Origin of the sequence: Actinomycetospora succinea, from assembly GCF_004363095.1 — a bacterium.
GTDB lineage: Bacteria > Actinomycetota > Actinomycetes > Mycobacteriales > Pseudonocardiaceae > Actinomycetospora > Actinomycetospora succinea.
Genome location: NZ_SNYO01000001.1, coordinates 940,070 through 959,444, shown reverse-complemented (window position 1 = coordinate 959,444; position 19,375 = coordinate 940,070). Strand labels below are relative to the sequence as shown.

Genomic DNA, 19,375 nt, shown 5'->3' with positions numbered 1-19,375 from the left:
CTTCGCTGCGTCTCCCGACCGAGAGATCGAGACCGTCACTCGCGGGGCTTCTCCCGCATCTCGTAGGTCATGATCTTGTCGTCGACCTTGATGTCGTTGAACGACCCGAGCGTCAGACCGCACTCGTAGCCGTCGCGGACCTCGGTCGCGTCGTCCTTGAACCTCTTCAGCGAGTTCACCGTGAGGCTCTCGGCGACGACCGCACCGTCGCGGACCAGGCGCGCCTTGCCGTTGCGCCGGATGATCCCGTCGGTGACCAGGCAGCCGGCGATCGTGCCGACGCGCGAGGAGCGGAAGACCTCGCGCACCTCCGCGGTGCCGAGCTCCACCTCCTCGTAGATCGGCTTGAGCATGCCCTTGAGGGCCTGCTCGATCTCGTCGATCGCCTGGTAGATGACCGAGTAGTAGCGGATGTCGATGCCCTCGCGGGTGGCCAGCTCCGTGGCCTTGCCCTCGGCCCGGACGTTGAAGCCCAGGACGATGACGTCGGAGGCGATCGCGAGGTTGATGTCGCCCTCGGTGATCGCACCGACGCCGCGGTGCAGCACCCGCAGCTGGACCTCCTCGCCCACGTCGATCTTCATGAGCGCGTCCTCGAGAGCCTCGACGGTTCCCGAGTTGTCACCCTTGATGATCAGGTTGAGCTCGTTGGTCTCCTTCAGCGCGGCGTCGAGGTCCTCGAGGCTGACGCGCTTGCGACGGCTCGCGAGCTGCGCGTTGCGCTCGCGGGCACGGCGCCGGTCGGCGATCTGACGGGCCACGCGGTCCTCGTCGACGACGAGGAACGTGTCGCCGGCGCCCGGCACCGACGTGAAGCCGATGACCTGCACCGGACGGGAGGGCAGCGCCTCCTTCACGTCCTCGCCGAACTCGTCGAGCATCCGCCGGACACGGCCCGACGCGTCGCCCGCGACGACGGAGTCGCCGACGCGCAGCGTGCCGCGCTGGACCAGGACCGTCGCCACCGGACCGCGGCCGCGGTCGAGGTGCGCCTCGATCGCGACACCCTGGGCCTCCATGTCCGGGTTGGCCCGGAGGTCCAGGGAGGCGTCCGCGGTGAGCAGGACGGCCTCGAGCAGCCCCTCGATGTTGATGTTCTGGCGGGCCGAGATGTCGACGAACATGGTGTCGCCGCCGTACTCCTCGGCCACCAGGTTGTACTCGGTGAGCTGCTGGCGGATCTTCTGAGGGTTGGCGCCCTCCTTGTCGATCTTGTTGACCGCCACCACGATCGGCACGTCGGCCGCCTGCGCGTGGTTGATCGCCTCGATCGTCTGGGGCATGACGCCGTCGTCGGCCGCGACCACGATCACCGCGATGTCTGTGGACTTCGCGCCGCGGGCACGCATGGCGGTGAACGCCTCGTGACCCGGGGTGTCGATGAAGGTGATCTTCCGGTCGGTGCCCTCCAGCTCGGTGTCGACCTGGTAGGCGCCGATGTGCTGGGTGATGCCGCCGGCCTCGGCCTCGGCCACCTTCGTCTTGCGGATGGTGTCCAGCAGGCGCGTCTTGCCGTGGTCGACGTGACCCATGACGGTGACGACCGGCGGGCGGGCCTCGAGGTCCTCGTCGTCGCCCTCGTCGGAGCCGTAGCTGAGCGAGAACGACTCGAGCAGCTCGCGGTCCTCCTCCTCGGGGGAGACGACCTGCACGTCGTAGTTCATCTCGCCGCCGAGCAGCTCGAGGACGTCGTCGGACACCGACTGGGTGGCCGTGACCATCTCACCGAGGTGGAACAGCACCTGCACGAGCGAGGCCGGGTTCGCGTCGATCTTCTCCGCGAAGTCGGTCAGCGACGCGCCGCGGGGCAGCCGGACGGTCTCGCCCTTGCCCTTCGGCAGACGGACGCCGCCGACCGACGGCGCCTGCATGTTGTCGAATTCCTGGCGCTTCTGACGCTTCGACTTGCGACCGCGACGCGCCGGGCCACCGGGACGCCCGAAGGCACCCGCGGCACCGCCGCCACGACCACGGCCACCGGGGCCGCCGGGACGGCCACCGCCGCCACCAGGGCGGAAGCCACCGCCGGCGGGCGCGCCGCCACCGCCGCCACCGCCCCCACCGGGACGGAAGCCGCCGGGACCACCACGACCCCCACCGGGGCCACCACGGCCGCCACCGGGACCACCGCGACCCCCACCGGGGCCGCCGGGACCACCGCGTCCGGGCGGACCGGACGGGCGGGACGGCATCATGCCGGGGTTCGGACGCGGGGGCATGTTGCCCGGCGTCGCGCCACCGGTGCCGCCGGGACGCGGCGGACGGTCGCCGCCGCCGGCCGCGGCCGCCGGACGCTCGCCGTCACGCGGCGGGCGGGGCGCGGGCGCGTCGCCGTCACGCGGCGGACGCGGGCCGCCCTGGCCCTGGCCCTGACCGGGCTGCTGCGGGCGCTGGGGACGCGGCGGGGCGCCGGAACCGACGCCGAACGGGTTGTTGCCGACGCGCGGCGACTTCGGGCCGGGCTTCGGCGCCGCAGGACGCGGCGGGACGGTCGCGTCCGCGGCTGCGGCACCACCCTGGCCGTCGGCGGCCGCGGCCGCCGGACGCTGCTGCGGACCGGGACGCGGGGGACCGCCCTGACCGCCACCCTGACGGTCCTGGCCACCACCCTGACGCTCCTGGCCGCCGCCCTGGCGCTGGTCGCCACCGCGGTCGGCCGGACGGTCCCCGCCGGGGCGGGGGATGCCGCCGGGACGCGGACGGTCGCCACCGGGACGCGGGCGGTCGCCGCCGGGACGCTGGCCCTGCGGGGCCGGGCGCTCGGTCGACGGCGCGGACGGCGCCGCCGAGGCGGAGGCCGCCGCGGGCTGGTCCTGGCGCTCGCCGCCGCCCGCGCCGGGGCGCGGGCCGGGACGCGGCGCGCCACCGGAGGAACCGTTGCCGCCGCCCGACGCGTCGGGCCGCGGGCCCGGGGTCGCGCCGGGGCGCGGGGCACCGCCGGACGACCCGGACGGGCCGGGCTTGGGGGCGCCCCCACCGGGGCGCGGGCCGGGCGTGGCGCCGGGACGCGGCCTGCGGTCGGAACCGCCGCCGTTGCCACCGCCGGCCATGGAGTCGCGCAGCTTGCGCGCGACCGGGGCCTCCACCGTCGAGGACGCCGACTTGACGAACTCTCCGAGGGACTCCAGCTTCGTGAGTACCTGCTTGCTGGTGACGCCGAGCTCCTTGGCGAGCTCGTGCACCCGGGCCTTACCTGGCACTGATCTCCTCATTCTCGAGGTCAGCGGGGGCCCGCGACCTCGTGTCTACGCCTGCGCCGTCATCGTGAGGGCTTCACGGCTGGCTCATGGGGGTCGACCTGCTTCCTCGTACTCACGCGACGGTCGTCGCGCCTGTCGTGCCCGGCGGGTGATCCGGGCGCCGGATCGAGCAGTGCGTGCAGCGCTCCCGTGTCCAACGGCCCCGGGACGCGCAACGCCCTGGGGAACGCCGACCGGCGCTCCGCGCGGTTCAGGCAGTCCGGGTCGGGGTGCACCCACGCACCGCGACCGGGCTTCCGATGCCGTGGGTCGGGATCGGCGATCCCGTCCACGGCCACCACTCGCAGCAGTTCCGACGCCGAGGCCCGCGAACGGCAGCCGATGCAGGTGCGCACCGGTCCGTGGACGCCGTGGACGCTGCCGCGACGGTCACGATCCGGAGCCACCCCACGACCGGGCTCGCGGGTTCGGGCCACCGGTCACTCTACCGCGCCGCTCGAGGGCCGCTCGACCCCGCCACCGGAGACCCCGATCTCGGAGGCCTCCCCGGGGGTCTCGTCGGCCGCGTCGTCGGCCGCCCCGTCCGCCGTGTCGGCCGCCATCTCCGGCGGGGGCTCGGCGTCCGAGCGGATGTCGATGCGCCAGCCGGTGAGCCGCGCGGCGAGGCGGGCGTTCTGGCCCTCCTTGCCGATGGCCAGCGAGAGCTGGAAGTCCGGCACCACCACCCGCGCGGTGCGCGCCTTCGGGTCGACGACCGTCACCGAGACGACCTTCGACGGCGAGAGCGCGTTGCCCACGTACTCGGCGGGGTCGTCCGCCCAGTCGATGATGTCGATCTTCTCGCCGTTGAGCTCGCTCATCACGCCGCGGACGCGGGCGCCCATCGGGCCGATGCACGCGCCCTTCGCGCCGAGACCCGCGACCTTCGACCGCACCGCGATCTTGGTCCGGTGCCCGGCCTCCCGGGCCACCGAGACGATCTCGACGTGGCCCGCGGCGATCTCGGGGACCTCGAAGGCGAACAGCCGCCGCACGAGGTTCGGGTGGGTCCGCGAGAGCGTCACCTGCACGCCGCGGGGGCCGCGGTTGACCCCCACCACGTAGCAGCGGATGCGGGCGCCGTGCTCGTAGCGCTCGCCCGGCACCTGCTCGGCGGCCGGGAGCACGCCCTCGATGGACCCGATCTCGACGACGACCACGCCGCGGGCGTTGGCCCGGGCGTCGCGCTGCACGACGCCGGCGACGACCTCGCCCTCCTTGGCCGAGAACTCGCCGTAGGTGCGCTCGTGCTCCGCGTCGCGCAGCCGCTGCACCACGATCTGGCGCGCCGTCGCCGCGGCGATACGTCCGAAACCCTCGGGCGTGTCGTCGTATTCCCCGAGGACCTCGCCGTCCTCGCCGGTCTCCGGCACGAGGACGGCCACGGCCCCGCTCTTGCGGTCGACCTCGACGCGGGCGCGGGGGTTCTCGCCGCCGTTCTGCTTGTAGGCGGTGAGCAGCGCGGTCTCGATCGCGGAGAGCACGGTCTCGAACGGGATCTCCTTGTCCCGCTCGATGGCGCGCAGCGCGGCGATGTCGACCTTCACGACCGTTCCTCCTGTCCGTCCTGCGCGTCCTGCGCGTCGGCGGCGGCCTTCACCAGGGCCTCCACCTCCGCGGGCGGCGCCGGCTTGAACTCGACCTCGACCACGGCCTGCTTCACGTCGGCCAGCGCGACCTCGTGCAGCACCGGTCCGCGCGGGGTGCCCTCCGCCAGCGTCACGGTCACGCCGTCGTGCCCGCCGTCGCCGGTCTCCCCCGCGGCGCCGACCGGACCGACCCGCGCGCTGAGCGTGCTGCCGTCGGTGCGCGTGACGCCGACGCGGCGCAGCCACGCCCGCCGCCAGTGGTGCGGGCGGGTGAGCGGTCGGTCGGTGCCCGGGGTGGTGACCTCGAGCGTGTACTCGCCGTCGGGCGCGCGGTCGTCGGCGGCCTCGTCCAGGGCGTCGAGCGTCTTCGAGAGCTCCCGGCTCACCCCGGCGACGGCGTCGAGGTCCGGGCTCGGGGCCGGCGGGTCGTGCGGGCCGGGCACCTCGGCGGTGTCCACCACGACACGCACGACCTGGCGCCGCCCGGCCGGGCGCACCTCGAGGTCGTCGAGGACGAAGCCGGCGGCCTCGACGACCTCGACGACGGTCGGGCGCAGGCGGTCGGCGGCGCCGGCCTGCGCAGGGGGTGTCCCAGGGGACAACGGGGCTCCTCACGGGCTGGCCCGCCGCGGGCGGCGTGGGCGCTCGGGTGGCGGCGGTGGCGGTCACCGGGGCGCCGGACCGGGCGGGGCGGGCGAGAGCTGAACGGTTCCTGACGCGGCGCCGGGAGGCCGGCGCGCAGTGGTCCAGCCTAGCGCTTGCCCCGCATCGCCCCGCCGTGCCGCCGGTCGGCCCCGAGGGCTGGCAGACTGGCCCGCCGTGTCGGGCATCGTCGGCGGGGACACCCGCGTGGGCACGCCGCGACGCACCGTCCTGCAGGGTGCCGCGGCGGTCGTCGCGGTCACGGGCCTCGCGGCCGCCGGGTGCGCCCGCGACGAGGGACCCGACGAGCTCGAGGCCCCGCTCGCCGCGGCCCGCGCGGACGCCGCCACGGCCGCGGCCGCCGCCGCCGCGTACCCGGACCTCGCCGCCCGGCTCACCCCGGTCGCGGACGCCCGGCACGCGCACGCCGACGCGCTGGCCGCCGAGATCCGCCGCGCCCGCCCGGACCGCGCGCCGGTCGTCGACGCCACCCCGGCGCCCGCGGACCGGCCGGCGAGCGCCGCCGCGGCCCTGACCGCCCTGCGGGGCTCGCTGGGCACGGCCCGGGACGCCGCCGGCGCGCTGGCGCTGACGACCGCCTCGTACCGCTGCGGGCTGCTCACCTCGGTGGCGGCGAGCTGCGCGGGCCAGGCGACGGTGCTCGCGTGACGACGCCCGCCGCCCCGCCCCCGCCCCTGTCGGGCGACCTGCAGGCCGCCGTCCTCGCCGCGCTGGGCACCGAGCACGCCGCGGTGTGGAGCTACGGGCTCGTGTCGGCGTTCCTGCCGACGGCGGACACGGCCGCGGTCACCGCCGCCTCGCTCGCCCACCGCGAGCGTCGCGACGCCGTGGTCGCCCTGCTCGCCCGCGCCGGCGTCACCCCGCCGACCGCCGCCGCGGCCTACCGCCCGCCGTCGCCGGTGACGGACGCGACGTCGGCGGCGGTGCTCGCGATCGTCGCCGAGGACGACGTCGCCGCCGCCTGGCGCGCGGTCGCCGAGCGCACGGAGGCCGACACCGGCGGCGAGCTGCGGCGCCTGGCGCTCGACGCCGTCACCACCTCGGCGACGACATCGGTGACGTGGCGGCGCATCGCCGGGCGGACGCCGCTGGTCCCCGCGTTCCCGGGTGATGGCTCCGCCACGTGAGCGATCCGGGTCGCCCGGGCGACCCGGAACCCTCACGAGGCGCGGAGCGCCCTCAGCGCAGGGCCAGCCCCGCGCGGGAGATGCGGTCGAGGGCCTCGCCGTCGGTGAAGTCGGGGTCGATGCCGTCGGCCTCGGCCACGGCGACGCGGTCGCCGAGCTGCGCCGAGGCGTAGCCCTGGCCGGACAGCGCGGGCGGCGCGCCGGGGTAGCCCCGCCCCTCGCGCAGCAGGTCCGAGACGTTGCCGGTGCCGTTGCTGTCGACCAGCGAGCGGAAGGCGGTGGCGGTCGACGTGTCGGCCAGCTGCACGGTGGCCACGGCGACGACGACCTCCTGGCCCTCGGCGTTCCCCGACCACAGCGAGCGGTCGAGGTGCAGGCATCCGCGCTCGCGCAGGAACGCCGCCGCCTGGTTGTAGGCGTGGCCCTCGCAGGAGGTGTCGCTGGTGGCGACCTGGCGCGTGTAGGTCACGCCGTCGACGACGCGTGTCGCGGCGGGGTCGGCCGGCGGGTCGGTGCCGACCGCCGCGCGGCCGACGAGGACCGCGAGCCCGAGGGCGACGAGGAACGCGGCGACGGCGGCGACGGTCAGGCCGCGCCAGCCCCACACCCACGCCGGCATGCGGCGCCCGTAGCGCCCGCGGGCGGCCCGCGCCGCGCGCCCGGCCCGGGCGAGCCCGCCGATGCCGCCGGGCGGCTCGCTCGCCGAGCTCGCCGAGCTCACCGAGCTCACCGGACCGACGGGCCCCACCGGCGGCCCGGACGACTCGGGCGCCGAGGCCGGCAGGCGCCCGGTGCGCGGGAGGCCGGCGCGTCCCTCGGGCTGCGAGCCGCTGTCCTGGACGGGCACGGGCGTGGTCTCGGGGGCGGCGCCGGCCCGCAGCGCCGGGGTGTCCGGGGCGAGGAAGCCGGCCTCGGCGAGGCGGTCGTCGTCCGGGACGTGGTCGCCGAGGCGGAAGGCGACGAGCAGGCGCCGCAGGTCGGCGACGTCGACGACGCGGAAGGAGCCGACGGGCGCGGCGAGCGCGGCGCACGTGTCCGCCTCCTCGCCGACGCTGGGCAGCACCCGGCGGGGCGCGGCGCACGGCGGGTCGCCGAGGCTCAGCAGGCGGTCGAGCTCGTCGAGGACGGCCCGGGCGGTCGGCCCGTCACCGCGGGCACCCGTGCTCGGCGCCGAGGGCGCGGGGCCGCCGCCGGCCGCGACCGACTGTCGGGCCGCCTCGCGCTCGCCGACGGGCAGCGCCGCGAGGCCGAGGACGCCGTCGGGGCGCAGGACGAGGCCGTCGAGCGGGCCGTCGGGACCGCCCGGCAGCGCCACGGCGACGCCGGGCACCGGGGTGCTGCGCTCCGCCTCCTCGAGCAGGGCGCGCACCCGCGCCACCCGTTCCGGAGCGATGCCGAGACGGGGATCGGGGGCCAGCACCAGCATCCGATCCTCCACGTTCGGGGGACATGGACCGCGCTCAACGTAGCCGAACGGGTCACGATGCGATCACGACCCCCGTCCGGCGGGTCGTCATCGGGACAAGCGGCGTCGCTCACCCATCCGCGCGACCAGCGGCACCGCGATCCTGGCGACCCCCGGCAACGCCGCCGAGGTCCGCTGGAGCGCCGCGCGCCAGCCCGGCACGGTACGCATCGCCCGGCGGGACCCGAGCATCCCCATCCCCGCGTCGACGACCTCGTCGACCGAGAGCAGCCGCGTGCCGGTGAACAGCAGGGCCGCGCTGGGCCGGTGGGCGACGTTGCTGACCAGCGAGGTGTCGACGACGTCCGGGCACAGCGCCCGCACCCGGATCGGCCGGCGCACCGAGGCCAGCTCGATGTCGAGGGCCTGCGAGTAGCTCAGCGCCGCGGCCTTGCTGGCGCCGTACGTCGCGAAGCCCGGGGTCGGACCGAGCCCCGAGAGCGAGACGAGGTTGAGGACGTCGCCGCGCCGCATGACGTCGATCGCCGCGCGGCAGCCGTGCACCACGCCGAGGGTGTTGATCTCGAAGGTCGCCGCGACCTCCTCGTCGGTGGACTCCCACACCGAGGCCGTCGAGAGCACCCCGGCGTTGTTGACCCACACCGTCACGTCGCCGATCTCCGCGGCCGCGAGCGCGACCGCGCGGTGCGCCGACGGCTCGCGCACGTCGAGCGGCATCGCCGTCGCCGGGCCGTCGAGGGCGTCCGCGGTGGCCTGCGCCGCGGCGGCGTCGACGTCGGTGACGACGAGGTGGTGGCCGCGGGCCGAGAGCGCGGCGGCGAGACCGGCGCCGATGCCTCGGCCCGCGCCGGTGACGACCGCGACGGCGACTCGTCCCTGTCCGGAATCGGGGTGCACGGCGGGCATTCTGGACCGTCGCGCGCCGCCTATCCTCGGCGGCCGTGCACAGCGAGGAGATCGAGGTCCGCACCGGCGACCGGGAGACCGTCCGGGACATCACCCGGGAGTGCGCGCGGTTCGCCGCCGACGCGGGCGCGCCCGACGGCCTGCTGCACGTGTTCGTGCCCCACGCGACGGCCGGGGTGGCCATCATCGAGACCGGCGCCGGCAGCGACGACGACCTGCTGACCCAGCTGCGCGACCTCCTGCCCGCCGACGAGCGGTGGTCGCACCGCCACGGCTCGCCCGGCCACGGCCGCGACCACGTGCTGCCCGCGCTCGTCGCCCCGTCGATGTCGGTGCCGGTGATCGGCGGCCGGCTGGCGCTCGGGACGTGGCAGTCGGTGTGCCTCGTCGACACCAACGGCGACAACCCGACGCGGACGGTGCGGCTGAGCTTCCTCGCCGGATAAGAGGGGCGCCGGCTGACTAGGGCTCGCAGAAGTCGGCGAGCCCCTCCGGGCTCGTGGCGTGGTCGAGCGCCAGCGCCGCCGCCCCGAGCAGGGCGCCGTCGTCGCCGTGCTGCGCGTCGAGCACGGGCACCGGGGCATCGCGGCGGAAGGCCATGAGGCCCCGGAGGTAGGCCTCGTCGAACCCGGGCGCCGCGCGCAGGCCCCGGGCGAGCCCGCCGAGCACGACGACGTCCGGGTCGTGGACGTGCACCAGCCCGGCGACCCCGCGGGCCAGCGCGGCGGCGACCCCGCACACGGCGTCGGCGGCCCGCGCATCCCCGCCCGCGGCCCGCTCGAGCACCGCGACGGCGGAGGAGCGCGGGTCGTCCGGCGCCGGCTCGCCGAGGCGCCGGGCGAGCGCGCGGCCGTCGACCTCGGGCCCCCAGCAGCCCGACGCCCCGCACGCGCAGGCCCGCGCGGGGTCGCCGAAGGGCAGGTGCCCGTACTCCCCCGCCTGCCCGTGTGCGCCGAGGTGCGGGCGCCCGTCGAGCAGCAGCGCGCCGCCGAGGCCGACCTCGACGGTGAGGTACACCGCGGTCGCCGCCCCCGCGGCCGCACCGGTGCGGGCCTCGGCGACGCCGGCGAGCGTCGCGTCGTTGCCGAGGCGCAGCGGCACGCAGTCCGGGCCGAGCGCGGCGGTCACCGGCGCGAGGTCGACGGCGTCCCAGGCCAGCTCGGTGGCGCGCACGAGGCCGTCGTCCGAGACCGGCGCGGGCGCGGCGAGGCCGACGGCGACCGTGCGGTGCCCGGCGGCGACCTCGGCGACGGCGGTCCGCAGCGCGGCGGCCACGTGCTCGGGGTCGCGGTCGTGGCGCGCGCCGCGGGTGGCGGTGATGCGGCCGTCGAGCCCGGCGAGGCCGACGCGCCAGTCCTCGTGGCGCACGTCGACGGCCACCACCCGGGGCCCGTCGGGGGCGGGCTCGAGCGTCGTCGTCGGGCGCCCCCGGCCGTGCACGGGTGCGCGGTGCTCGCAGATCCACCCGGCGTCGCGCAGCCGCGTGACCGTTTCCGTGGCCGACGCGCTGGACAGCCCGAGGCGGCGGGCGAGCTCGACACGGGTCAGGCCGGGGCTGCGCCGGACCTCCGCGAGGACCTCCGCCTTGGTGCGCCAGCGGTCGACACGGGCGCGACCGGGCTCACGTCCCGTCTCCGTTGACGCGGTCATGGTGCTGATTATGCTCGGACTACGAGAATATAGCTACCGATGCTCCCGGAAGGACCTCCTGTGCAGATCGAGGCACCCACCCGTCCGACGACGTGTGGGTTCACCGCCGTGCTCCTGGACATGGACGGCACCCTCGTCGACTCCGACGCCGCCGTCGAGCGGTCCTGGCGCACCTGGGCGCGCCGCTGGGGCGCCGACCCGGCCGCCGTGCTCGCCGTGATGACCGGGCACCCCGCCGAGAGCACCGTGCGCCGCGTGCGCCCCGACCTCGACGAGGCCCTGGTCGCCGCTGCGACCCGCGACCACCTCGAGCACGAGTACGTCGACCTCGCCGACGTCGTCGCCGCCCCCGGCGCCCACGACCTCGTCGCGCACCTCGACGCCACCCACACGCCGTGGGCCGTCGTGACCAGCGCCGACGCCCGCCTCGCGCGGGCCCGTCTCGGCGCCGCCGGCATCGACGCGCCGGTGATCGTGCCCCGCGACATGGTCGCCGCCGGCAAGCCGGCCCCCGACGGCTACCTCATGGCCGCCGAGTTCCTCGGCGTCGACGCCTCCGACTGCCTCGTCGTCGAGGACTCCGCCGTCGGCGTCGCCGCCGGCCGCGCCGCGGGCGCCACCGTCGCCGGCCTGCGCGGCGAGCCCGCCGACATCCCGGTCGACTCCCTGTCCGACGTCGTCCCGACCCTGATCGCCGCAGAGATCGAGACCGAGGTGACCGCGTGACCCCGCCGACCTCGACCGAGGCTCCCCCGCAGACGCAGACGGCTTCCCCGGAGGTCACGCGGCGCCGCGTCCCGGCCGGCGTGAGCCTCGCCGCCCTGTCGCTCGGCGGCCTCGCCATCGGCACCACCGAGTTCGCGAGCATGGGCGTGCTGCCCGGCTTCGCGAGCGACCTCGGGGTCTCGGTGCCGACGGCCGGCGCCGCCATCAGCGCCTACGCCCTCGGCGTCGTGTTCGGCGCCCCGCTGATCGCGCTCGTCGGCGCGCGCTGGCCCCGCAAGCGGCTCGTCGTGGCGCTGGCCGTGTTCCTCGTCGTCGCCAACGCGCTGTCGGCGATCGCGCCGTCGTTCGTGCCGTTCGTCGGCCTGCGCTTCCTCGCCGGACTGCCGCACGGCGCCTACTTCGGCACGGCCGCCGTGCTCGGGGCGGCGCTCGTGCCCCCGGAGCGGCGCGCCCGCGCGCTGGCCACGGTGATGCTCGGGCTGACGGTCGCCAACATCATCGGCGTGCCCGCCGCGACGTGGCTGGGCGACGCGTTCGGCTGGCGCAGCGCCTACGTCGCCGTGACGATCATCGCCCTGAGCACGGTGCTGGCCGTCGTGACGCTCGTGCCGAGCCCGGCAGGCGACCGCGGCGGCAGCCTGAGCAACGAGCTCACCGCGCTGCGGCGCCCGCAGGTGTGGCTGACGCTCGGCGTGATCGCCGCCGGCTTCGGCGGCATGTTCGCCGTCTACAGCTACATCAGCCCGATCCTCACCAACCAGGCCGGCGTCGCGACCTCGGTCGTGCCGTTCCTGCTCGGCGCGCTGGGCGTCGGCATGACCGTCGGCAACATCGCCGGCGGCCGCTTCGCGGAGAAGGCGCCGCGGCTGACGATCGCGGTCGCGCTCGTGGCCTACGCCGCGGTCCTGCTCGCCTTCACGGTCGCGGCGAGCAACGCGATCGCGGCGACGATCGGGCTCTTCGCCATCGGCTTCGTCGGCATGTCGGCCGGCCCCGCGCTCATGGGCCGGCTGATCGACTTCGCCGCCGAGGGCCCGTCGCTCGCGGCCGCGAGCTTCCACTCGGCGTTCAACGTCGCCAACGCCGTCGGCGCGGCCCTCGGCGGCGTCGTCCTCGCCGCCGGGCTCGGCTGGTCCGCGCCGGCCGCGGTCGGGGCCGTGCTCCCGCTGCTGGGTCTCGGCGTCCTGGCGGTGTCGGTGCGCATGGAGCGGCGCACCAGCTAGCCGGTCCCCCGCGTCGCTCCCGGGACCACGGGAGCGACGCGGGAGCGGCGTGAGAGCGCCGTCGTGACTCTGGGTGTCCACCGCACGGACACCCGGAGGCACGCATGAGCACCCCGACCCACACCAACCCCACGCAGAAGACCCCGGTCGTCTCCTTCGTCGGCGCCACCGGCCCCGCGCTGCGCACCGGCGACGCAGCGTTCGACGCGCAGATCGAGCGCTCGCTGACCGCCGCGATGCGCGGCAGCGCCGACCTCGGCGAGGTGGCGGCCACCGTCGCCCGCATCACCCCCGGCGACCTCGGGTCGTGGCGCGCGGAGTGGTGCGCGACGGCCGACCAGGTGCGCGGCGAGGGCGACGCGAGCCTGGCCGCCGGGCACCGCGTGAGCGCACGCCGCTGCTTCCTGCGCGCCGCCGAGTACTTCCGCCAGGCGTTCTTCTTCAACCGCACCGACATCGCGCGCCAGGACCTGCAGGACGACTACGCCGCGCACGTGAGCGCGTTCCGCGCCGCGGTGCCGCTGCTCGGCCACCCCGTCGAGACGATGGAGATCGAGCAGGACGGCGTCGTCGCCACCGGCTACCTGCTGCGCCCGGACGGGGAGGACACCCCGCGGCCGACCGTGATCGTGCCCGCCGGCTACGACTCGACCGCCGAGGCCGGCTACCTCGACAACGCCGTCGGCGCGCTCGAGTACGGCATGAACTGCCTGCTCGTCGAGGGCCCGGGCCAGGGCGGGGTCCTCTACGTGCGCGGCTTGCCGCTGCGCCCCGACTACGAGACCGTGCTGCGCCCGGTCGTCGACTGGCTCGTCGAGCGGCCCGGCATCGACCCGACGTCCCTGGTCCTCTTCGGCCGGAGCTTCGCCGGGTACCTCGCGCCGCGCGGGGCCACCGCCGAGCCCCGGATCGCCGCGGTCGTCTGCGACCCCGGCCAGTACGACTTCGGCGCCGCGATCCGCGCCCGCCTCGGCGACGCCGCCTGGGCGCGCCTGCAGGACCACGACCCGGCGCTCGAGGCGGACCTCGCCGGCCTCATGGCCGACCCGCAGCGCGCCAACGACTTCCGCTGCCGCCTCGCCACCCACGGCGTGACCACGCTGACCGACTACTTCCGCTCGCTCGCCACGTTCTCCCTCGACGGCCTCGCCGACCGGATCACCTGCCCGCTGCTGGCCACCGACCCCGAGGGCGACTTCGCGAGCCTCGGGCAGATCGACCCGCTGGTCGCGGCCGTGCGGGGGCCGGTGACCCGCCGCCGGTTCACCGCGGCCGAGGGCGCCGCCGGGCACTGCGAGGGGCTCGGCCAGTTCCGGCTCGAGCGCGTCGCCTACGACTGGATCACCGACACGCTCGGGCGGGCGTCGTGACGGCCACCGCGGCGCCCCCGTCCGCCCACCCGCTGTGCCGCGACGGACGGCGCGGACTGGTCGCGCTGGCCGTCGCGGTCCTCGTCCCCCTCGCGGTGCGCCTGGCGCTGCTCCCGTCCCCGCTGGTCGCCGAGAACCCGTGGGAGACCCGGACGCTCCTGCTCCTGGTCGGCTTCGACCTCTTCGCGGTGGTCTACGTCGTGCTGACCCTGCGGACGTTCGGCGGCATCGGTCCCGGGGAGTTCCGCGCCCGGATGCTCGCGCGCGACACACCCCGGCGGCGCTCGACGCTCGGCGGCGGGCCGGCCTTCGCGTTCGAGGCGACCGTGGTGGCGCTGGTCGCGGCGCTCGTGTTCCCGCACGTGCCGGGCATCGCCCTCGACGACCTCGTCCTCGTCCCGATGAGCCTGAGCGTGCTGTTCAGCTCCTGGGCGCTCTCGATCGCCGCCTACGCCCTGCACTACGCCCAGCGCGACATCGACGAGTCCGGCCTGGACTTCCCGGGGCGGCGCACCGGCGACTTCGCCGACTACCGCTACTTCGCCCTCGCGGTCGCCACGACGTTCGGCGCGACCGACGTCAGCATCACGACGCCCGCGATGCGCCGCGTGGTCAACCTGCACACGTTGCTGACCTTCGTCTACAACTCCGTGATCGTGGCCCTGCTGGCCTCGTTCCTGATCCGGTAGGGGCACCGTGATGGATGCGGCCACCGACCTCGACCCGTGGCACGACTTCGGTCTCGCCGTCTCGATCAACGTCGAGCGGGTCTCGAGCAGGGCTGGGTGCTCCTGATCGAGATTCTGCGATGAGTCACGCACCGTGAGCAATTGGGCCAACTAGGTGGTGCAGAATGACGTGTCGCGCATCTAGGGTCGGCGGGTGCGGGTGCGCGACCTGGGCCCCCTCCTCGTGGAGGCCGACGGCGTCGAACGACCGTGCTCCGGCACGAAGCAGGCGGCGATCCTCGCGACGCTGGCGATGCACGCGAACCGTCGCGTCGCAGTCGAGGACCTGGTGGTCGCCGGGTGGGGATACGACGCGGGCGCCAGCACGTCCAGCGTGGAGAACCACCTCTGGCGCCTGCGCCGCATCCTCGAACCGACCCGTCCCCGCGCCCTCGCATCGTGCCTCGCCAGCGACGCCGGTGGCTACCGCCTCACGATCCCGGCCGACGACGTGGACTCGCGGCGCTTCGAACGGCTCGCCGCCGTGACCCGCGACGACGCCGAGCCGGCGACGACGCTGCAGCGCTGCGACGAGGCCCTCGCGCTGTGGCGGGGCACGCCGTACGAGGTCGTCGCGCACGCGACCGCCACCGCCGCCGTCGTCGCCCGGCTCGAGGAGCTGCGCGGGCAGGTCGCCGAGCGACGCCTCGCCGCGCTGCTCGCCCTCGGGCACCCCGACCGGGTGCTGGTCGACGTCGAGCCGCTCGTGCTCGAGCACCCGTTCCGCGAGCGGCTCTGGGCGCTGCGGATGTCGGCGCTCGCCGACCTCGGGCGCACCGAGGAGGCCCTCGCGACGTTCCGGCGGGTCCGCGCACTGCTGCGCGACGAGCTGGGCCTCGACCCCGGCCGCGAGCTCCAGGACCTGCACCGCGCGGTGATGGCGCAGGAGCCGGCGCCCGCCGCTGTGAGCACGGCCGCGCCCCTGAAGCTGCCCGCGCGAGCCGGCGCCCTCGTCGGCCGCGACCGGGAGCTCGGCGAGCTCTGCGCCCTCCTGCCCACCGCCTCCCTGACGACGATCACCGGGCCCGGCGGGTGCGGGAAGACGCGCCTCGCAGTGCAGGCGGCCCGCGACAGCGCCGGCCGCTTCCCCGACGGCGTGTGGTTCGTCGACCTCACCGAGGTCGTCGCGGGCCGGCCGGTCGCCGACCTGGTCGTCTCCCGGCTGGGCCTGCTGCCCGGCGACACCGGGCCGGAGGCCGTGCTGCGGGCGTTCGTCCGCGGCCGCCGGGCCCTGGTGGTGCTGGACAACTGCGAGCACGTGATCGACGGCGTCGCCGCGCTGGTCGAGGAGCTCCTCGCGGACGACCGGAGGGCCACCCTGCTCGCCACCAGCCGCGAGCCCCTCGACGTCGACGGCGAGGTCGTCCGGGCGCTCGGCCCGCTCTCGCTCGTCCCCGGGACGCCCGGCCCCTCCCCCGCCGCCGAGCTGTTCCTGGCCCGGTCCGGCGGCTCCCTCGACGACCTGGACGACCTGCGGCTCGTCGAGACGATCTGCGCCGCCGTCGACGGGCTGCCGCTGGCCGTCGAGCTGGCGGCCGCGCGGACGCGCTCGTTCACGCTCGCCGAGATCGAGGAGCAGGTCGCGAGCGACCCCGGCGGGCTCGGTCGGGTCGGGCGCGGGCCGGCCGACCACCGCCGGACGGTGCGGGAGGCGATCGAGTGGAGCCACCGCCTGCTCGATCCGGACGAGCAGGTCGTCCACCGCGCCCTGTCGGTGCTGCCGGGCCCCTTCACGCTGCCCGCCGCGGCAGCGGTGATCGGACCCGCGCTCGACGTCGCCGCCGTCCCGACCCTGCTCGCCCGGCTCGCCCACCGGTCGCTGCTGGTCACGACGCCGCCGGCACGCCCCGGCCGGTCCACGGTCTTCCGCCAGCTCGACACGGTCCGCGCGCACGGGCGTCACCACCTCGCGGCGTCCGGCGACGAGGAGCGGACGCTGGCCCGGCGCGACGCGTGGGTGCTCGGCGTGCTGGCCGCCCGCCCACGGCTGGGGCGTGCCGCGGAGGCGGACTGGTACGACCTGCTCGAGGAGAACTCGCCGGTGGTCCGGGCCGCGCTGGACGACCTGCTGGTCGCGGAGCCCGATCCCCGCGCCCTGGGCCTCGGGGCCGAGCTGATGTGGTTCGGCTACTACCGCACGCGGGTGCACGAGAACGACCGGTGGCTCGAGCAGGCCGTGGGGAGCGCCGGGAGGGACGCCGACGGCCTGACCGTGCGGTTCGCCGGCGCGGGCGCCCGCATCCTCCTCGGCGACATCGAGCGCGGCGGCCCGATGCTCGGCGACGCCCTGGTCCTGCTCGACGCCCTCGACCCGGTCGCCGAGGAGCCGGACCGGCTCCGCGCGCTCGTCGAGATCGGCGTCGGCTGCGTCGGCTCCGCCTGGACCCACAACCGCTGGGACCTCGTCGGGCGCGGCTGCGAGGGCCTCGCCCGGGTGGCCGCCGTGGTGGCCGACCCCGACCTCACCCTCGCCGTCGAGGCCATGGCGTGCGCCGGCCGGCTCGGGGCAGGAGACCCCGACGCCCTCGCCGACCTCGCCGCGCGCGCCACGGCCCTGCACGAGCGCGCCGTCGCCCGCGACCACGTCTGCGCGATCTGGATCCTGTGCGCGGTGAACAACATCGTCGCGCAGGTCCGGGCGGACCCGGACGCCGGCATCCCCTGGACCGAGCGGCTCATCGTGGCCCAGAGCCGGCTGGGGACGGGCGGCACCGGGGTCTACGTCGAGGCGATGGCGAACTTCCTCGTCATGCGCGGCGAGCTCGCCGAGGCCGTGACCTGGTACGCGTCGGCGTACACGCAGACCCGCCGGGCGGGCATGGTCTGGCCCGCGCGCGAGCACACCCAGGAGCTGATCGACCGCGCCCGCGCGGGGCTCCCGGACGACGAGCACCGGCGGGCGTGGGACGAGGGCGTCGTCCTGGGCACCGCCGACGTGATGCGCCGGCCGCTGCCCGCCCCGGTCAGCTGAGCTCGGCCACCACGTCGTCCAGCGGGACCTCGCGGCGGTCGCCGGAGGCACGGTCGGTGACCTCGACGACGCCGTTCGCCAGCCCGCGCCCGACGGTGACCGTGGTCGGCATGCCGAGCAGCTCGGCGTCGGCGAACTTGACGCCGGGCGAGGCCTTGCGGTCGTCGAGCAGGACGTCGAGCCCCGCGGCGGCCAGGCCGTCGGCGATGCCGGTGGCGGCCTCGGCCTGGGCGGGGTCCTTGCCGGCGATGACGATGTGCACCGCGTATGGCGCGACCTCGGCGGGCCAGACGAGGCCCTTCTCGTCGGCGTGCTGCTCGCTGATCGCGGCGACGGCGCGCGTGACGCCGACGCCGTAGGAGCCCATCGTCACCGTCGCGGGCTTGCCGTCGGCGCCGAGCGCGGTCAGGCCCAGCGCGTCGGCGTACTTGCGGCCGAGCTGGAAGATGTGGCCCATCTCGATGCCGCGCGCGGCGACCAGGGTGCCGCCGCCGTCGGGCGACGGGTCGCCCTCGCGGACCTCGGCGGCCTCGATCGTCCCGTCGGGCGTGAAGTCGCGGCCGGCGACGAGGTCGACGACGTGGCGGCCGTGCTCGTCGGCACCGGTGACCCAGGCCGTGCCGGTGACGATGCGGGGGTCGACGAGGTAGCGCACGCCGTTCTTGGCGAGCCCGACCGGGCCGATGTAGCCCTTGGTCAGGAAGGGGTTCGCGGCGAAGTCGGCGTCCTCGAGCAGCGCGACGTCGGCCGGCGCCACCGAGGCCTCGAGGCGCTTCATGTCGACCTCGCGGTCGCCGGGGACGCCGACGCCGAGCAGCGTCCACTCGGCCGCGCCGGGCAGGCGGGTCTTGACCATGACGTTCTTGAGGGTGTCCGCCGCTGTGAACGTCCGTCCCAGCCCGAGGCCGTTGACGTGGTCGACCAGCGTCTCGATGGTCGGCGTGTCCGGGGTGTCGTACACGACCGCCTCGGGCTTGTCCGCGACCGACTCGTCCGGCGGCGCGGGCGTCGTCACGGCCTCGACGTTGGCGGCGTAGCCGGAGGCGGGACAGCGGACGTAGGTGTCCTCGCCGGAGTCGGCCGTCGCGAGGAACTCCTCGGACTTCGAGCCACCCATCGCCCCGGACATCGCCGAGACGATCTGCGTCTCGAGCCCCAGGCGGGCGAAGATGCGCAGGTAGGCCTCGCGGTGACGGGCGTACGAGGCGTCGAGGCCCTCGTCGGTCAGGTCGAACGAGTACGAGTCCTTCATGACGAACTCGCGGCCGCGCAGGATGCCCGCGCGCGGGCGCTCCTCGTCGCGGTACTTGTTCTGGATCTGGTAGAGCGTCACCGGGAAGTCGCGGTAGGAGCTCGTCTCCCCCTTGACCATGAGGGTGAACAGCTCCTCGTGCGTGGGCCCGAGCAGGTAGTCGGCGCCCTTGCGGTCCTTGAGGCGGAACAGCGCCGGGCCGTACTCGGTCCAGCGGCCGGTGGCCTCGTAGGGCTCGCGGGGCAGCAGCGCCGGGAAGTGGACCTCCTGGCCGCCGATGCGGTCCATCTCGTCGCGGATGATCGCCTCGACGCGCTCGAGCACCTTCATGCCCAGCGGCAGCCACGAGTAGATGCCGGGCGCGACCCGGCGGACGTAGCCGGCGCGCACGAGGAGCTTGTGGCTGATCACCTCGGCGTCGGCCGGATCCTCGCGCAGCGTGCGCAGGAACAGACCGGACATCCGCGTGACCCCTCGTGCCATGTTCCGAGCCTAACGACGGCGG

The 19,375-nt window shown here is 76.0% G+C and carries 16 protein-coding genes; 8 read left to right on the top strand and 8 right to left on the bottom strand.

What is annotated here, in order from left to right:
- Positions 1-35: 35 nt before the first annotated feature.
- The 4 genes from infB to rimP form a co-directional block, all read right to left on the bottom strand.
- Positions 36-3,200, bottom strand: a complete 3,165-nt coding sequence (gene infB, locus EV188_RS04535) for a translation initiation factor IF-2 (protein WP_133824981.1) — start codon at positions 3,198-3,200, stop codon at positions 36-38.
- 59 nt (positions 3,201-3,259) lie between these two features.
- Positions 3,260-3,532, bottom strand: coding sequence for a YlxR family protein (locus EV188_RS04530; protein WP_243741522.1), 273 nt, complete (start codon positions 3,530-3,532; stop codon positions 3,260-3,262).
- Between the two features lie 147 nt (positions 3,533-3,679).
- Complete coding sequence (nusA, locus tag EV188_RS04525) at positions 3,680-4,786, bottom strand: transcription termination factor NusA (RefSeq protein WP_133824979.1); 1,107 nt, start codon at positions 4,784-4,786, stop codon at positions 3,680-3,682.
- Positions 4,783-5,430 carry a ribosome maturation factor RimP gene (gene rimP, locus EV188_RS04520; protein ID WP_133824978.1) on the bottom strand — a complete coding sequence of 216 codons (648 nt, stop codon included), beginning with the start codon at positions 5,428-5,430 and terminating at the stop codon, positions 4,783-4,785. Before rimP ends, nusA begins: the two co-directional genes overlap by 4 nt.
- 217 nt (positions 5,431-5,647) lie before the next feature.
- Here rimP and EV188_RS04515 point away from each other — a divergent pair, with 217 nt between their 5' ends.
- Together EV188_RS04515 and EV188_RS04510 are read left to right on the top strand one after the other, a co-directional pair.
- The gene (locus EV188_RS04515; RefSeq protein WP_133824977.1) at positions 5,648-6,139 is read left to right on the top strand and encodes a hypothetical protein; all 492 of its coding nucleotides are present in this window, start codon (positions 5,648-5,650) and stop codon (positions 6,137-6,139) included.
- On the top strand, positions 6,136-6,618 hold the full coding sequence (locus EV188_RS04510; RefSeq protein WP_243741462.1) for a ferritin-like domain-containing protein: 483 nt from the start codon (positions 6,136-6,138) through the stop codon (positions 6,616-6,618). Before EV188_RS04515 ends, EV188_RS04510 begins: the two co-directional genes overlap by 4 nt.
- A 52-nt stretch (positions 6,619-6,670) precedes the next feature.
- Here the strand turns inward: EV188_RS04510 and EV188_RS04505 are convergent, their stop codons facing one another.
- Together EV188_RS04505 and EV188_RS04500 are read right to left on the bottom strand one after the other, a co-directional pair.
- A complete protein-coding gene (locus EV188_RS04505) occupies positions 6,671-8,044 on the bottom strand; it encodes a hypothetical protein (protein WP_133824976.1) in 1,374 nt (457 codons plus the stop codon).
- A gap of 87 nt (positions 8,045-8,131) precedes the next feature.
- Complete coding sequence (locus EV188_RS04500; protein ID WP_166659707.1) at positions 8,132-8,941, bottom strand: SDR family NAD(P)-dependent oxidoreductase; 810 nt, start codon at positions 8,939-8,941, stop codon at positions 8,132-8,134.
- Between the two features lie 44 nt (positions 8,942-8,985).
- Between EV188_RS04500 and EV188_RS04495 the strand changes: the two genes are divergently transcribed.
- A complete protein-coding gene (locus EV188_RS04495; RefSeq protein WP_133824974.1) occupies positions 8,986-9,396 on the top strand; it encodes a secondary thiamine-phosphate synthase enzyme YjbQ in 411 nt (136 codons plus the stop codon).
- A 16-nt stretch (positions 9,397-9,412) separates the two neighbouring features.
- On the opposite strand, the gene EV188_RS04490 is transcribed toward EV188_RS04495, so the two are convergent.
- Positions 9,413-10,600 carry an ROK family transcriptional regulator gene (locus tag EV188_RS04490; RefSeq protein ID WP_133824973.1) on the bottom strand — a complete coding sequence of 396 codons (1,188 nt, stop codon included), beginning with the start codon at positions 10,598-10,600 and terminating at the stop codon, positions 9,413-9,415.
- Positions 10,601-10,660: 60 nt separating this feature from the next.
- Here EV188_RS04490 and EV188_RS04485 point away from each other — a divergent pair, with 60 nt between their 5' ends.
- From EV188_RS04485 to EV188_RS04465, 5 genes are all read left to right on the top strand, one after another.
- The gene (locus tag EV188_RS04485; protein WP_243741461.1) at positions 10,661-11,326 is read left to right on the top strand and encodes an HAD-IA family hydrolase; all 666 of its coding nucleotides are present in this window, start codon (positions 10,661-10,663) and stop codon (positions 11,324-11,326) included.
- Positions 11,323-12,549, top strand: a complete 1,227-nt coding sequence (locus EV188_RS04480) for an MFS transporter (protein WP_133824971.1) — start codon at positions 11,323-11,325, stop codon at positions 12,547-12,549. Before EV188_RS04485 ends, EV188_RS04480 begins: the two co-directional genes overlap by 4 nt.
- A gap of 104 nt (positions 12,550-12,653) precedes the next feature.
- Positions 12,654-13,919, top strand: coding sequence for an alpha/beta hydrolase family protein (locus tag EV188_RS04475; RefSeq protein WP_133824970.1), 1,266 nt, complete (start codon positions 12,654-12,656; stop codon positions 13,917-13,919).
- Entirely contained in the window at positions 13,916-14,608 is a 693-nt protein-coding gene (locus EV188_RS04470) for a DUF1345 domain-containing protein (protein WP_133824969.1), read from the top strand. The genes EV188_RS04475 and EV188_RS04470 overlap by 4 nt, the downstream gene beginning before the upstream one ends.
- Before the next feature lie 193 nt (positions 14,609-14,801).
- The gene (locus EV188_RS04465) at positions 14,802-17,618 is read left to right on the top strand and encodes an AfsR/SARP family transcriptional regulator (RefSeq protein ID WP_133824968.1); all 2,817 of its coding nucleotides are present in this window, start codon (positions 14,802-14,804) and stop codon (positions 17,616-17,618) included.
- Here the strand turns inward: EV188_RS04465 and EV188_RS04460 are convergent.
- Positions 17,611-19,353, bottom strand: coding sequence for a proline--tRNA ligase (locus tag EV188_RS04460; protein ID WP_133824967.1), 1,743 nt, complete (start codon positions 19,351-19,353; stop codon positions 17,611-17,613). The genes EV188_RS04465 and EV188_RS04460 overlap by 8 nt on opposite strands.
- Between the last annotated feature and the right edge of the window lie 22 nt (positions 19,354-19,375).

Coding starts and splice junctions, on each gene's coding strand:
- EV188_RS04505 (WP_133824976.1), bottom strand. CDS start 8,044: ATGCTGGTGCTGGCCCCCGATCCCCGTCTCGGCATCGCTCCGGAACGG.
- EV188_RS04490 (WP_133824973.1), bottom strand. CDS start 10,600: ATGACCGCGTCAACGGAGACGGGACGTGAGCCCGGTCGCGCCCGTGTC.
- EV188_RS04475 (WP_133824970.1), top strand. CDS start 12,654: ATGAGCACCCCGACCCACACCAACCCCACGCAGAAGACCCCGGTCGTC.
- EV188_RS04460 (WP_133824967.1), bottom strand. CDS start 19,353: ATGGCACGAGGGGTCACGCGGATGTCCGGTCTGTTCCTGCGCACGCTG.